This window comes from Thermodesulfobium narugense DSM 14796 (genome assembly GCF_000212395.1).
In the GTDB taxonomy this organism is placed as follows: Bacteria; Thermodesulfobiota; Thermodesulfobiia; order Thermodesulfobiales; family Thermodesulfobiaceae; genus Thermodesulfobium; species Thermodesulfobium narugense.
The window spans coordinates 761,287-775,650 of record NC_015499.1 but is presented as its reverse complement, the minus strand read 5'-3'; the positions used below and the strand labels follow the sequence as shown (position 1 = coordinate 775,650).

General features: G+C 35.3%; 13 protein-coding genes. All 13 read right to left on the bottom strand.

Annotation, left to right across the window (positions count from 1 at the left end; genetic code table 11):
* Positions 1–31 precede the first annotated feature (31 nt).
* The 13 genes from THENA_RS04020 to dnaK all read right to left on the bottom strand — a co-directional run bounded on the left by THENA_RS04020 (position 32) and on the right by dnaK (position 14,278).
* Entirely contained in the window at positions 32–949 is a 918-nt protein-coding gene (locus THENA_RS04020) for a cation diffusion facilitator family transporter (protein WP_013756151.1), read from the bottom strand.
* Between the two features lie 5 nt (positions 950–954).
* A complete protein-coding gene (glmS, locus tag THENA_RS04015; protein WP_013756150.1) occupies positions 955–2,796 on the bottom strand; it encodes a glutamine--fructose-6-phosphate transaminase (isomerizing) in 1,842 nt (613 codons plus the stop codon).
* Between the two features lie 92 nt (positions 2,797–2,888).
* On the bottom strand, positions 2,889–4,325 hold the full coding sequence (gene glnA / locus THENA_RS04010) for a type I glutamate--ammonia ligase (RefSeq protein ID WP_013756149.1): 1,437 nt from the start codon (positions 4,323–4,325) through the stop codon (positions 2,889–2,891).
* 10 nt (positions 4,326–4,335) lie between these two features.
* Complete coding sequence (locus THENA_RS04005; RefSeq protein ID WP_407635120.1) at positions 4,336–5,076, bottom strand: pyridoxine 5'-phosphate synthase; 741 nt, start codon at positions 5,074–5,076, stop codon at positions 4,336–4,338.
* Between the two features lie 64 nt (positions 5,077–5,140).
* Positions 5,141–6,319 (bottom strand): bifunctional phosphopantothenoylcysteine decarboxylase/phosphopantothenate--cysteine ligase CoaBC, encoded by a 1,179-nt coding sequence (coaBC, locus tag THENA_RS04000; protein ID WP_013756147.1) that lies wholly within the window; start codon positions 6,317–6,319, stop codon positions 5,141–5,143.
* A 1-nt stretch (position 6,320) separates the two neighbouring features.
* Positions 6,321–6,512 (bottom strand): DNA-directed RNA polymerase subunit omega, encoded by a 192-nt coding sequence (gene rpoZ, locus THENA_RS03995; protein WP_013756146.1) that lies wholly within the window; start codon positions 6,510–6,512, stop codon positions 6,321–6,323.
* 2 nt (positions 6,513–6,514) lie between these two features.
* Positions 6,515–7,162, bottom strand: coding sequence for a guanylate kinase (gmk, locus tag THENA_RS03990; RefSeq protein WP_013756145.1), 648 nt, complete (start codon positions 7,160–7,162; stop codon positions 6,515–6,517).
* Positions 7,162–7,992, bottom strand: coding sequence for an SDH family Clp fold serine proteinase (locus tag THENA_RS03985; protein WP_013756144.1), 831 nt, complete (start codon positions 7,990–7,992; stop codon positions 7,162–7,164). Before THENA_RS03985 ends, gmk begins: the two co-directional genes overlap by 1 nt.
* On the bottom strand, positions 7,992–10,394 hold the full coding sequence (locus THENA_RS03980; RefSeq protein ID WP_013756143.1) for an ATP-dependent Clp protease ATP-binding subunit: 2,403 nt from the start codon (positions 10,392–10,394) through the stop codon (positions 7,992–7,994). Before THENA_RS03980 ends, THENA_RS03985 begins: the two co-directional genes overlap by 1 nt.
* Positions 10,381–10,710 (bottom strand): MerR family transcriptional regulator, encoded by a 330-nt coding sequence (locus THENA_RS03975; protein WP_013756142.1) that lies wholly within the window; start codon positions 10,708–10,710, stop codon positions 10,381–10,383. Before THENA_RS03975 ends, THENA_RS03980 begins: the two co-directional genes overlap by 14 nt.
* Positions 10,710–11,615 carry a DnaJ C-terminal domain-containing protein gene (locus THENA_RS03970; RefSeq protein ID WP_013756141.1) on the bottom strand — a complete coding sequence of 302 codons (906 nt, stop codon included), beginning with the start codon at positions 11,613–11,615 and terminating at the stop codon, positions 10,710–10,712. The genes THENA_RS03975 and THENA_RS03970 overlap by 1 nt, the downstream gene beginning before the upstream one ends.
* Positions 11,605–12,177 (bottom strand): nucleotide exchange factor GrpE, encoded by a 573-nt coding sequence (locus tag THENA_RS03965; RefSeq protein WP_013756140.1) that lies wholly within the window; start codon positions 12,175–12,177, stop codon positions 11,605–11,607. Before THENA_RS03965 ends, THENA_RS03970 begins: the two co-directional genes overlap by 11 nt.
* A 193-nt stretch (positions 12,178–12,370) precedes the next feature.
* A complete protein-coding gene (gene dnaK / locus THENA_RS03960; protein WP_013756139.1) occupies positions 12,371–14,278 on the bottom strand; it encodes a molecular chaperone DnaK in 1,908 nt (635 codons plus the stop codon).
* Between the last annotated feature and the right edge of the window lie 86 nt (positions 14,279–14,364).

Here is a 14,364-nt window from a genome sequence, read left to right as displayed (position 1 = left end):
GGAATTTATATATAGTTATTGTATCATTAACTCAATTTTTAATTACCCCAATACCATTGCAAAAATTATGTTCAAATTGAATTGTTACGTGATTAATGCCAAACTTTTTTAGCTTTTCTTCAATTTCAACAAGCGTTTTCTTTGTCTGGCTAACCATCACATCTTCAATATTAACGTGTGCCTCAAAATTAATATTCTTTTCATTCAAGCACCATATATGAACGTGATGAATGTCTTTAATTCCATCTATCTTTTTTAATTCTTCAACAATTTTATAAACGTCTATATTGTTTGGAACGCCTTCGAATAAGATGTTTGTAGATCTCTTTAGAATATCAAAGCTTTCTTTTAAGATATATAAACTAATTAATGCACCTATTAAAGGATCAACCCAATTTATGTGAAAGAAAAATATTAAAACTCCAGCTACCACAACTCCAATAGATGAAAGCGTATCCCCTAAAAGATGTAAGTAAGAAGACTTGATATTCATGTCTTCTTTAGATCCCTTATAAAGCAAAAAAACTCCTAAAGAATTGGCAAATATAGCCAGAAAAGCAACAGAAATTATAACTGAGCTATTAATATTTGATGGATGTAAAAATTTTTCATAGGCTTCTTTAAAAATAAATAAAGATATGAGTATTAAAGCCAGTGAATTAATAAAAGCCGAAACAATACCAGATCTTTTATACCCAAACGTCCTCTTTTCATCATTTTTCTTGTTTTGAACCTTCAATGCAATATAGCTAATAAACACTGAGATGCCATCGCTAAAATTATGCATTGCATCAGAAAAAAGAGAGACACTTCCAGAAAAAATTCCACCGATTATTTCAAAAAAAGCTATTCCAAAATTTAGTAGTATAACTAAATATAAATTTATAGCTTTTACATTAGATATATCATGAACGTGTTCATGATGATGGTAATGATGAGACTCATCCACTTTTATTACTCCACCGTAACTGATTTTGCAAGGTTTCTTGGCTTATCTGGATCTCTAGAAAGCCACACCGCCGCATAATATGCAAAGAGTTGCAAAGGAACAACATTATAAATTGGCGAAACAATTTCAGGTACATCAGGTACATATAAGATATCGTTTACAAGATTAACAGCATCCTTATCTCCTTCACTAATCAGAGCCACAACTCTTGATCTTCTACTCTTTGCCTCTTCAATATTTGAAAGAACTTTTTCATAAGTAACAGCAGATCTTGTAGCTATAGCTAAGACAGGTGTAGTAGGATCGAGAAGCGCTATGGGTCCATGTTTCATCTCACCCGCAGGGTATCCTTCAGCATGAATGTATGAAATCTCTTTAAGTTTTAAAGCACCTTCAAGGGCAACTGGGTAATTAATGCCTCTACCCATAAAAATCATATTTTTATAACCAGAATAAATTTTTGCACTTTTTTCAATATCGTTTAAGAACTTTGGAAAGTATTCTTCAAGTCTTTTGGGTACCTCAAGAAGATAACTAAGTGTCTCATCCAATATTTTTTTGGAAATACTCCTCTTACAACTGCCCATATAGAGAGCTAGAATGTACAGAGTAACCAATTGAGAAGTAAAAGTTTTGGTAGCAGCAACGCCAATTTCCAAACCAGCTCTTGTTAATATGCTAAAGTCTGCTTCTCTATTTGCAGTGGAACCCAATCTATTAGTAATAGCTAAAACATAACTACCTCTTTTCTTAGCCTCTCTCATGGCAGCTAAAGTATCAGCTGTTTCACCTGATTGGGATATTGCAATAGTTAAAACGCTGTTATTTACGGCTGCGTTTCTATATCTAAACTCTGAAGAGTAATCAACTTCACAAGGCATATCTGCCAAATATTCCATTAAAAATTTTCCAATCAATGCAGCATGATAAGATGTACCGCATGCCACAAAACAAATTCTAGAAATTCCTCTTACTATATCCTTTGGAAGTTCTTCTTTATATGGCTCAAATTCATTTTCAAAGAAAACTCTTTGGCCAATTGTTTCTTGTACAACCAGAGGTTGCTCAGAAATTTCTTTTAACATAAAGTGATCGAAGCCGCCCTTTTCAGCATCTTCTTCATTCCACTTAACTTCAAAAAAATTAGGCTTGATCATGTTTCCAACCATATCGAAAATGTTTATTTCGTTTCTACTTATTACTGCAACTTCACCATCTTTCATAATATATACACTTTTAGTATATTTTAATATTGCTGGTATATCAGATGCCAAAAAGTTTTCACCATCGCCACGACCTAAAATTAGAGGCGCAAATTGTCTTGCAGCAAAAATTTTATCAGGTTCTTTAGAATTAATAAGAGCAATAGCAAAAACACCCCTTAAATCATTCAGCGCTTTTAAAAATGAAGTAAAGGTGTCTTTATAAGTTTTCTGATAATCCTCTACAAGATGGGCAATTACCTCGGTATCAGTATCGGATTTAAAGATATGGCCTTTGGATAACAAATTTTCTTTAAGTTCAAGATAATTCTCAATAATTCCATTGTGAACTACAGCAATAGAAGAAGTGCAATCTACTTGAGGGTGGGCATTTTTTAAACATGGTTCTCCATGTGTAGCCCAACGAGTATGGCCAATGCCTAAAAAACCGTTTAAGGGGGCATCTCTTAAGTTGTCTTCCAAAAACAAAATTTTCCCTACTGCATGTCTAATGTCAAGATCTCCAGACTCATTTACAACAGCAATGCCTGCAGAATCATATCCCCTATATTCAAGCTTTTTTAACCCGTGCAGAACTACATCTGCTGAATTTTTACTGCCTATATAACCAACTATTCCGCACATATAATCTCCCTTCTAAAGCTTTACATAAAATTGGCACCTGGTAATTATACCAAGTGCCAATTCAATTAATTTTAATTTAACAATGATTTTGTTTAGATATCAAAAAGAGTAACAAATTCATAAGGGTGAGGCCTTATGGCTACCTCTTTAGCCTGAGTTCTTTTAAATTTAATGTATGATTCTATTAACCCCTTCGAAAAAACCCCACCTTTCAAAAGATATTCGTGATCAGCCTCAAGTGCATCAAGAGCCTCATCTAAAGAACCGGGAACTGAAGGAATATTTTTTGCTTCTTCTGGCGGCAAATCATAAATATTCTTATCAAGAGGCTTGCCTGGGTCAATTTTGTTTTCTATTCCATCTAAACCTGCCATTAGCATTGCCGAAAAAGCTAGATATGGATTTGCAGATGGATCAGGTGGTCTAAATTCTATTCTTTTAGCTTTTGGATTAGCGGTATACATTGGAATACGAATAGCGGCAGAACGATTTCTCTGTGAATAAGCCAAGTTTACTGGAGCTTCATAATGAGGCACAAGTCTCTTATATGAATTTGTAGTAGGCGCAGCAAATGCGAGAACGGATTTCGCATGCTTGAGAAGACCACCAATATACCACAAAGCAATGTCGCTTAGCCCTGCATATCCCTTTTCATCGTAGAAAAGAGGCTTTCCACCTTTCCACAAGCTTTGATGGCAGTGCATGCCTGAACCATTATCGCCAAATAGGGGCTTGGGCATAAAAGTAACTGTTAATCCGTTTGATCTTGCAACATTTTTTGCAACATATTTATATTTCATAAGATCATCGGCCATTCTTAGCAAATTATTAAACCTTATATCAATTTCAACTTGTCCAGCAGTCGCAACTTCATGGTGATGAACTTCAATTTCAAGACCAACTTCCATCATTGCCTTAACCATTTCCGATCTAACATCTTGCAATTGATCGTTTGGTGGACATGGGAAATAACCCTCTTTTGCTCTTATTTTATGACCAAGGTTGGGCTCTTCCTCTCTATCAGAGTTCCACCATGCTTCTACTGAGTCTATAGAAAACATACCGCCTCTTGAATCATATTTGTACTTAACGTCATCAAAAATAAAAAATTCAGCCTCTGGTCCAAAATAAGCAGTATCTGCAATTCCTGTTGTTTTAAGATAGTTTTCTGCTCTTCTTGCAACGCCTCTTGGATCTTTTGGGTAATCTCTCAAAATGATTGGTTCTTTTACATCACAAATAATATTGACAGTTAAGTCGTCAAAAAATGGATCTACAAAGGCTGATGATAGATCTGGAATAAGGATCATGTCGCTCTCTTCAATTTGCTGAAATCCTCTTATACTTGAACCATCAAAGCCTAAGCCCTCTTCGATTACACCCTCATCAAAAGCTTCTACAGGAACAGTAAAGTGCTGCCATGTTCCTGGTACATCACAAAACCTTACATCAACAAATTTTACTTCATTTTCCTTTACAAAATTTTTAAATTCTTCATAATCTTTAAACCCACACTTAATATTTCCCAAATTAGACCTCCTATAAATTCTTATTTTCTCTTAAAGCACTTGCAAGATTGAGTATTTCTACAATCTCCTCAACAGCTTTAAAAATTCCTACAAATACAGCTCTTGATATTATGCTATGACCAATATTTAACTCTTCAATTTCAGGTATTAAAGCAATTTGCCACACGTTGTCTTTATTTAAGCCATGTCCTGCATAAACGTTAAGACCTGCTTCTTTAGCAAGAACAGACGCCTTTTTTAATCTTTCTAATTCAAAATCTCTTTCAATTTCATCCATAGAGTCAGCATATCTACCAGTATGTAATTCTACAGAATCCGCACCCAGTGTAGCGCTTTTTTCAATAGAAAACTCATCTGGATCGATAAAAAGAGAAACTTCAATTCCATTCGACTTTAAAGTCGAAATGTTTTCTTTCAAAGAATCGTAGTTTTTTGAAAGGTCTAAACCTCCTTCTGTTGTGAGCTCTTCCCTCTTTTCAGGAACTAAGGTCACTTTGTTTGGTTTTACCTTCAGAGCAAAAGAGACAATTTGCGGAACACAAGCCATCTCTAAATTTAGGTTATCTACAGCCTTTCTTATTTTAAGGACATCATTGTCCTGTATATGCCTTCTGTCTTCTCTCAGATGAACTGTTATGAGGTCTGCACCTGCAGCTAAAGATATAGAGGCAGCAGAGAGTGGATCTGGATAAGTAATTCTTCTAGACTCTCTAAGTGTAGCAACATGGTCAACATTAACCCCCAAACGGATTTTCCTGACCACCTTATCACCTCTCATTTATAATCTTAAAAATTATAACACAAAAAATATAGGACTAGAACGAGATTCTTTCCTTAATAATGTCCAGAATGAAGCTTGCAATATCTATCTTTGTTGAGTTAAGTTCGTAGCACTCGCCGCTTGCAGATAAGATTAAAACCTCATTGTTTTCACTTCCAAAAGGGAATCCAGTTTCGCTAATTCTATTAGCTACTATATAATCTAATTTTTTTTCAACTAGCTTTTTGCTTGCATTTTCGCTCAAATTTTCAGTTTCAGCAGCAAATCCAATAACTACTTGGTTTTTTTTTAATGAACTAATTTCCTTAAGTATATCAGGATTTGCTATAAGGTTAAGCTCTAAGCTATTTTTCTTTTTTATCTTTTTTGAAGATTGTTGATCAACTTTAAAATCTGAAACAGCAGCTGCCATAACCAGCACATCACAAAACTCAAAATTATCAAGAACGCTCTTTAGCATCTCTTCTGTAGTTTCAATATCTATTCTTTCTACCATATAAGGAGTACTTAAACTGGTAGGTCCCGAAATAAGCTTTACTTGGGCCCCTCTCAAAGAAGCGATTTGGGCAAAAGCAAAACCCATCTTACCTGAGGACCTATTGGAAATATATCTAACAGGATCTATAGGTTCACGAGTAGGACCTGCAGTTATTAATATCCTTTTTCCAACAAAATCCTTTTTTGGATAAAAATGATAGTTAAACATCTCTAAGAGTTCAGATACCTCTAACATTCTACCCGACCCCACGCTTTCGCAAGCAAGCCTACCATAGGTAGGTCCAAAAAATATAACATCTTGAGCCAATAATCTCTTTACATTATCCTGCAAAGAAGGATTGGACCACATAACATCGTTCATTGCAGGAACCAATACTAGTGGACACTTTCTTGCAATAGCCATTGTGGTAAGGAGGTTATCAGCTATACCCAATGCAATCTTTGAAATTGTATTAGCCGTAGCTGGACATATAACAAAAACATCAGAACTTTGAGGTAAAGTTATGTGAGCTACTGCATCTTTCCCCGAAGGCAAATTAGAATCGCTGTAACAAACATTTTTTGTTAGAGCCTCAAACGTTAAAGGGGAAACAAATCTAGTAGCATTCTGTGTCATCACGACATTTACCTCGTTTCCCTCCTTTACTAAAGAAGAAACGAAACTTGCAGCTTTATACGCAGAGATGCCACCACAAATACCAAAAAGTATTTTCAATTTATTTACTTATAGTGAACTTTATTTTTCCACTTGCAATTTCTTCAAATGCTTGTTCGAGAGGATCGCTAACATTAGTTGCAAAAATGTCTTTGTTGCTCTTTATCTCTTTTGCCCTTTTTACAGCTACAATAACTAGAGCATATCTTGATGGTATCATTTTCAAAGCATTTTCCAGGCTCGGCGCTATCACAATTAAATTACCTCCTGTCCAAATTGTATTTCTGATCTAAGTTTTGAAATTATGTCTTCTCTTCTTTCTCTTCTCGCTCTTTGAGCGACAATTATACATTCAAGTTCGCTAGCTGCTTCTATAACGCTATTATTCACAATTATGTAATCATATATAAAGTATTCTTCTATCTCTTCAATCGATCTTGAAAGTCTTCTTTTTATTTCATCAAAATTCTCAGAAGACCTAGTTTCCAATCTTAATCTAAGATCGCACCATCTGGGAGGCACAATAAAAATCAAAATTGCATCGGGGTACAACGACTTTATTTTACTTGCACCTCTGGTATCTATTTCAAGAATAACATCATTGTTTTCACTTAATTTTTTTAAAACATAATCCTTTGGAGTTCCATAATAATTACCATGAACCTTAGCCCATTCCAAAAGGTTATCCTTTTCTATGTGTTCTAAAAACTCTGACTCAGAAACAAAAAAGTAATCTTTACCATCAACTTCGTTAGGTCTTCTAGATCTACTGGTCATAGAAATAGAAAGACAAAGCAGTGGATCCCTTTGCATCAATTCCTTAATTACCGTGCCCTTCCCTACACCAGAAGGACCAGAAACCACAAATAGTAAACCTTTTCTTTCCTCATTCTTTTTGAACACTATTTATTACCTTTCGCAGGAAGCTTATAAGGAATAGGAATAAATTGTACCGAAGGCCTTCTATTTCCCGCTTGAGGATATAACTCCATTAGCTCATACACCTCTTCCGGCAAATCTTTTCTCACCGAAATGCCCAAATTTTTAATTTCCTCATAGGAAATTGGATAATCGTGCGTCCACTTCCCACTTGTAAAAAGTTCAGCAAGAAATGACGCCTTTTCTGAATCCATTCTATCCTGTAGGAGTCGTTTAATAGTACTCTTCACCTGATTAATAGCCTTTTGTGACATATCCGCTAAAATTAGCGTTCTGTCATCAACATTTCCTATACCCTTCTCTCTAACGGCTTGTAAAATAGAAACAGCTGGATACTCACCTAGCTGAGGATCTACGGGGCCAAGAACTGCATTTTCATCAAGATATATTTCATCGGCAGCAAGAGCAAGCATAGTGCCACCAGACATAGCATAATGAGGAATAAACACCCTCACAGGTGCCGGATGTCTTATTAAAGCCTTTGCTATTTGCTCTGCTGCCAATACCAATCCTCCTGGTGTATGAAGTATAATGTCAATAGGCATATCTTTTTCGGTAAGCCTTATTGCCCTTAAAATTTGTTCAGAATCATCTATATCAATATATCTGGAAAGAGGAATGCCAAAAAAGGATATAGTCTCCTGTCTGTGTATGAGTGTAATGACTCTGGAACCCATCTTTTTCTCCAAAGACCTTATAGTTCTAATTCTCATGTTTTCCAGGTATTTTTGTTGCAAAACAGGAGTAAAAGCAAATATTATAAAAATAAACCAAATTATGTCAAAAAAATTCACTATTCAACTACCAACCCAATCTTATTGTTATCTACCACTATTTTCACAGTATCTCCTTCCTTAATTTTATTGTTCAAAAGCTCCTTTGCAATAAGATTTTCCAAATTTTTCTGTATATATCTTTTAAGAGGTCTAGCTCCCATCGTAGGTTCATATCCCTCTTTCGCAAAAAACTTCTTTGCTTCCTCGGTAAGTATTAGTTTTATTTTCTTTTCATTCAATCTTTCTTGAATATCATTTAATATCAATTCAACAATTTTTTCAATATCAGATCTAGAAAGAGGTTTAAAAACCACAATTTCATCTATTCTATTTAAAAATTCTGGTCTAAATGTAGAATTTAATAGCGATAAAACTCTGTTCTTTGCCTTTTCAAATTCCCTTTCATCTTCAACATTGGAATTTAATAGTATATCAGAACCAAGATTAGATGTCATTATTATAACAGTATTTCTAAAATCTATAGTCCTACCCTTACCATCTGTCAATCTTCCATCGTCAAGAACCTGTAAGAGTATATTAAAAACGTCAGGATGAGCCTTTTCTATCTCGTCTAAGAGTATAACAGAATAAGGTCTTCTTCTGATAACTTCTGTTAATTGGCCACCCTCTTCATAACCTACATAACCAGGAGGAGCTCCTACCAACCTCGAAACTGAGTGCTTCTCCATATATTCTGACATATCAATTCTAACTAAAGCATTTTCATCCTTGAATAAAAATGCAGCAAGGGCTTTGCTTAACTCAGTTTTGCCCACACCAGTTGGACCAAGGAAGAGAAATGATCCTACTGGCCTTCTCGGATCCTTCAGGCCTGACCTTGACCTCCTTATTGCCTCGGAAACAGCAACTACAGCCTCATCTTGGCCAATAATTCTTTTATGTAAAATGCTCTCCATATTAGTTAATTTGTCGACTTCTTCTTGAACAAGCTCTGTAACCGGTATACCTGTCCATTTAGAAACCAAATTTGCAATGTCTTCTTTGTCTACTACTTCGTTAACTTTCTTGTCAATTAGCCATTTATCCCTTTTCTCTTTAAATTCTTTAGAAAGAGCTTCAGATTCGCTCTTTAGCTTTGCTGCTAATTCGTAGTCCTCTCTTTTTACAGCTTCTTGTCCCTCTTGATATAACCTTGATAACTTATTTTCCATTTCCTTAAGTTCTGTAGGCATATTAGAAAGTTGAATTCTTACTTTAGCAGCAGCTTCATCAATCAAATCAATAGCCTTGTCTGGCAAAAATCTATCAGATATGTATCTTTCGGAAAGATGTGCAGCCGATTCAATTGCCTCATCTGTAATTTTTACCCTATGATGCGCCTCATATTTATCTCTTAAACCTTTTAAAATAGAAATAGTATCATCTACGCTTGGTTCTTTTACAAAAACAGGTTGAAATCTTCTTTCAAGGGCAGGATCTTTTTCTATATATTTTTTATATTCATCAAGAGTAGTGGCACCTATTACCCTTAATTCACCTCTTGCAAGAGCAGGTTTAAGTAAATTTGATGCATCAATGGCACCTTCTGCAGCGCCTGCTCCAACTACAGTATGTAATTCATCAATGAACAAAATATAATTTTGAGTTTTAGTTACAGAATCAATGATTGTTTTTAACCTTTCCTCAAATTCACCTCTAAATTTAGTACCAGCTATCAAGGCGCCCATGTCGAGAGCTAAAAGTTGTTTTCCCTTTAATATCTCAGGCACATCGTTGGAAGCTATCTTTTGTGCAATTCCATCAACAATAGCCGTTTTTCCAACACCGGGCTCACCAATTAAAACCGGGTTGTTTTTCGTTCTTCTAGAAAGAATCTGCATAACTCTCTCAATTTCTTCATCTCTACCGATTACAGGATCTAACTTGCCCTCTAATGCAAGTTGAGTTAAATTTCTTGTATACTTTTCAAGAGCTTGATATTTTTCTTCTGCACCTGGATCTGTCACTCTTTGTGTACCTCTTATATCTTTAAGAATTTGATAAACCTTTTCTTCTGTGATACCATACTCGTTTAAAAGGCGTGACGCTGGACTCTCGCCTTCTTTTACTATTGCAATCAAAACGTGATCTACTCCAACAAATTCGTCTTTTAATCTGATCGCCTCTTCTTCAGCTATATCTAAAACCTTCTTCAAAGATGGAGTAATATAAATTTGGGGAGTAGAAGATGAATATTGTATCTTTGGTAACCTATTCAAAATAGATTCAAGTCTATTTTTAATATCATTTTTATTAATTCCAGCTCTAGTCAAAACCTTCCCTACAAGACCATCTTGTTGAGTAAGCATCGCATATAAAAGATGTTCTACATCAAGTTGGCTATTTTGGAACTTCATTAAGACTCTTTGTGAAGACTCCAAAGAGTCTCTTAACTGTTCTGTAAATTTATCTGGATTCATTATTTTCACCTTCTTTCTCTTGAGAAATACTTTTTAGCAAATTATTGAGCCTTGAGACTTCTGATTCTAACTCTTCTACTCTCTTTGACAATCTTAAAATAACTTCAACGCCTGCAATATTTATTCCAAGATCTTTTGTAAACTCTTGAATCTTTTTTAGTATTTCTATATCCTCATCACTAAAAACTCTTGTTTTACCAGCAAGTTTCTTTGGACAAATTAAACCTAACTCTTCGTATCTTCTTATTGTCTGTGGGTGAATTGATAACATTTTTGAAACAATGCTTATAGCATAGAAGCCACTTGTTTCTGGCATTATTTTTCACCCCTTAATTTAGCCCATTTTGTAACAATTTCTTTTTCTTCGTTTGAAAGATTTTTTGGAACTTGAACATTTATATTTACAAGCAAATCTCCTCTTGTTTTGTTATGTTTAAGAGCACCAAGTCCCTTTAATCTAAGAATCGTTCCGGATGAAGAACCAGCAGGAACTTTCACCTTAACTCTTCCCTCAGGAGTGTCTATTGGGATTTCTCCACCAAGAAGAGCTGTAAATAAAGAAATATTAGCTGTAGTCTTAATATTGTCACCATCAATAGAAAACCTAGGATCCTTCTCGATCTTTATTTTTAAATATAGATCACCACCATTTTGGCCTAAACCTTTAAACCTAATCTTTGAACCTTCTTTAACTCCAGCAGGAATCTTTAATTCCACATCCTTATTAAGATAGGGTAAATTGACCTTTTTTGTAGTACCATGTAAATATTCGCTCAACGATATTGTAACCTCAGATTCTACATCCTGACCAATATCCGTTCTAACATTTTGTTGTTTTCCAAAAAAATCAAATGGCGAAAATCCTCTACTAGAAAAACCTCTTTTACTGGAAGAGCCAAAAATACTATTAATGAGATCAAATATGTTATCAAATTCGCCAGGATTTATATTATACTGTGTATAAAAATTGCCATTGAAATTAAAGTTCTGACTACCTACTCCCTGACCTGTCCATGAAGAACCCATCTGGTCATATATCTTTCTTTTTTCAGGATTTGATAGAACTTCATGGGCTTCGTTTATTTCTTTAAACTTTTCTGCATCGCCGCCCGGTAAATCAGGATGGTATTTTCTGGCCAATTTCTTATATGCCTGTTTTATTTCTTTTTCAGTAGCGTTTCTATCAACACCAAGAATTTTATAATAATCTTTATACTTCATCTAGAGTTTCGCCTTCCTTTTTGGGCGGCCGACTCACTTTAACTTTTGATGGAATTAATACTTCATTGTTATATATATATCCAGCACTTAGCTCCTGGAGTATGGTTCCCTCAGGCTTATCTGATTCCTCTGCAAATACAACTTCATGATATAGAGGGTTGAAAATAGTTCCAGGCTCAGCATCAATTTTTGATATATTTTCTGATTTAAGAGCTTCAAACAGATTCTTATAAACCATCTCTATTCCTTTTTTAAAATTTTCGGAATCAGAATAAGAGAGAGCCCTTTCAAGTTGATCAATGTTTGGCAATATCTTTGCCAAAAAATTTCTTCTTATTTCGCTAGTTCTAAACTCTATTTCTCTTTGGGTTCTTTTCCTTAAGTTATCATAGTCAGCCAGGCTTCTTAGATATTTATTTTGTAAATCATTTATTTCTTGTTGAAGTTTTTCAATGAGAGCATCTTTATCCTCAACTGGGGTTTCAACGTAATCCTTTACTTCTTCACCCTCTTTATTCTCTTTATTTTCACCGTTATTGTTTTCTATCTTTATTTCAGACATATTTTACCTCCTTTAATATGTCGAATTAATTTTAGTTGTAGAAAAACACATACCTAAAAAGATTTTTAAAATAATATAATTTTGGTAACGAGTGACATATATAGCATTATTGATATGCCTATACCTGCCACTCGGTACCTTATTTGCAAATAATTTTTTAAAACTTGTAAAAGCTAATAACTAATGTACTTCTTTAATTTTCCTTTTTGAAATCAGCATCTATCACTTCTCCTTCTTGTGGACCTTGGCCAGAAGAACCGGTGGTCGTCGATCCAGAAGAAGCTCCTGAAGAACTGCTCTTATATATTTCTTCACTAAGCTTATAACTTAGTTGCTTTAGTTCATTCATCTTAGCTTCAATTTCAGACTTGCTTGCATTTTTCTTAATCAAATCTCTTAACTCAGAAATTCCATTCTCTATCTTTGACTTCTCATCTTGAGAGATTTTGTCACCAATATCCCTCAAAGTTTTTTCTAAGCTATAAGCAAAACTCTCAGCCTGGTTCCTTGTATCCGCTTCTTCTTTAATTCTTCTATCTTCCTCAGCAAATTGTTCAGCCTTTTTAATCATTTCATCTATTTCTTCTTTGGACAGAGTAGAAGCACCTGTTACAGTAACCTTTTGTTCCTTACCCGTTCCAAGATCCTTTGCATGAACCGTTAATATACCATTTGCATCTATGTCAAAAGTAACCTCAATCTGAGGAACGCCTCTTGGAGCAGGGGGCAGACCTTCTAATCTAAATCTTGCAAGAGTCCTGTTGTCTCTTGCCATTGCCCTTTCTCCCTGCAAAACGTGAATTTCCACTGCAGGTTGGTTATCTTCAGCAGTAGTAAATATTTCACTCTTCTTGGTAGGAATAGTGGTATTTCTTTCGATCATCTTTGTAAACACTCCACCAAGTGTCTCAATTCCAAGAGAAAGAGGAGTAACATCTAACAAGACTATATCCTTTACTTCCCCTGCAAGAACAGCACCCTGAATAGCAGCGCCAACAGCTACAACTTCATCTGGATTTACACCCTTGTTAGGCTCTTTTCCAGTTAATCTCTTAACCAGCTCTTGAACTGCAGGCATCCTTGTAGAACCACCAACAAGAATGATCTCGTCTATATCCTCAATCTTTAGTTTTGCGTCATCAAGAGCTTGCTTGAAAGGCGCGATACATCTCTCTGTGAGATGTCTTGTGATATCTTCAAACTTTGCCCTAGTAATGCTCATTTCAAGGTGTTTTGGCCCTGTCTGATCTGCAGTAATAAATGGTAAACTTATATTCGTAGAGGTCATTGAAGACAGTTCAATCTTCGCCTTTTCTGCTGCCTCAAGAAGTCTTTGCCAAGCTTGTTTATCGGCTTTTAGATCTATTCCCTGATCCTTTCTAAATTCATCTGCCAAGTAGTTTGCAAGTGCAAGGTCGTAATCATCTCCGCCAAGGTGCGTATCACCTGATGTGGATTTTACTTCAAATACTCCATCTCCAACCTCTAATATTGACACGTCAAACGTTCCACCGCCTAAGTCCCAAACGAGAACAGTCTCGTTTTTCTTTTTATCCAAACCATATGCAAGAGCTGCAGCGGTAGGCTCGTTAATAATTCTTACCACATCTAAACCAGCAATCTTACCAGCATCCTTTGTAGCCTGCCTTTGTGAATCGTTAAAATAAGCAGGCACAGTAATTACTGCTTTTGTAATCTTTGTACCCAGATAAGCCTCAGCATCTGTTTTTAATTTCATCAAAACCATAGAAGAGATTTCTTCTGGCGAAAGCTCTTTGTTTATGGCAGGAATTCTAAATCTTACTGAATCATTCGGCCCCTGCACGACTTCATAAGCCACTCTTTTTCTTTCAGCAGCAACCTCCGAAAAACGATGGCCAATAAATCTCTTGGCCGAATAAACAGTATTATCAGAATTAAGTACGGCTTGTCTCCTTGCAAGTTGGCCTACTAATCTATCTCCATTCTTCGTAAAGCCAACTACAGAAGGAGTAAGCCTACTGCCCTCACTATTAGGAATGACTACTGGTTCTCCGCTCTCAACTACAGCAATGACAGAATTAGTTGTACCTAAGTCGATACCGACAATCTTCTCTGACATTATTACACCTCCAAAAATTTTAAATATATTTTACAAGCAAAATATAACATATTTATTAATATGTGTCAATAGTATTTATAATATAA

What these genes read in the sequence shown, in the direction of transcription:
- THENA_RS03965 (WP_013756140.1), bottom strand. Translation starts at nt 12,177, where the DNA reads ATGTCTGAAATAAAGATAGAAAACAATAACGGTGAAAATAAAGAGAAT.
- glmS (WP_013756150.1), bottom strand. Translation starts at nt 2,796, where the DNA reads ATGTGCGGAATAGTTGGTTATATAGGCAGTAAAAATTCAGCAGATGTA.
- THENA_RS03970 (WP_013756141.1), bottom strand. Translation starts at nt 11,615, where the DNA reads ATGAAGTATAAAGATTATTATAAAATTCTTGGTGTTGATAGAAACGCT.
- THENA_RS03980 (WP_013756143.1), bottom strand. Translation starts at nt 10,394, where the DNA reads ATGAATCCAGATAAATTTACAGAACAGTTAAGAGACTCTTTGGAGTCT.
- dnaK (WP_013756139.1), bottom strand. Translation starts at nt 14,278, where the DNA reads ATGTCAGAGAAGATTGTCGGTATCGACTTAGGTACAACTAATTCTGTC.
- THENA_RS03975 (WP_013756142.1), bottom strand. Translation starts at nt 10,710, where the DNA reads ATGCCAGAAACAAGTGGCTTCTATGCTATAAGCATTGTTTCAAAAATG.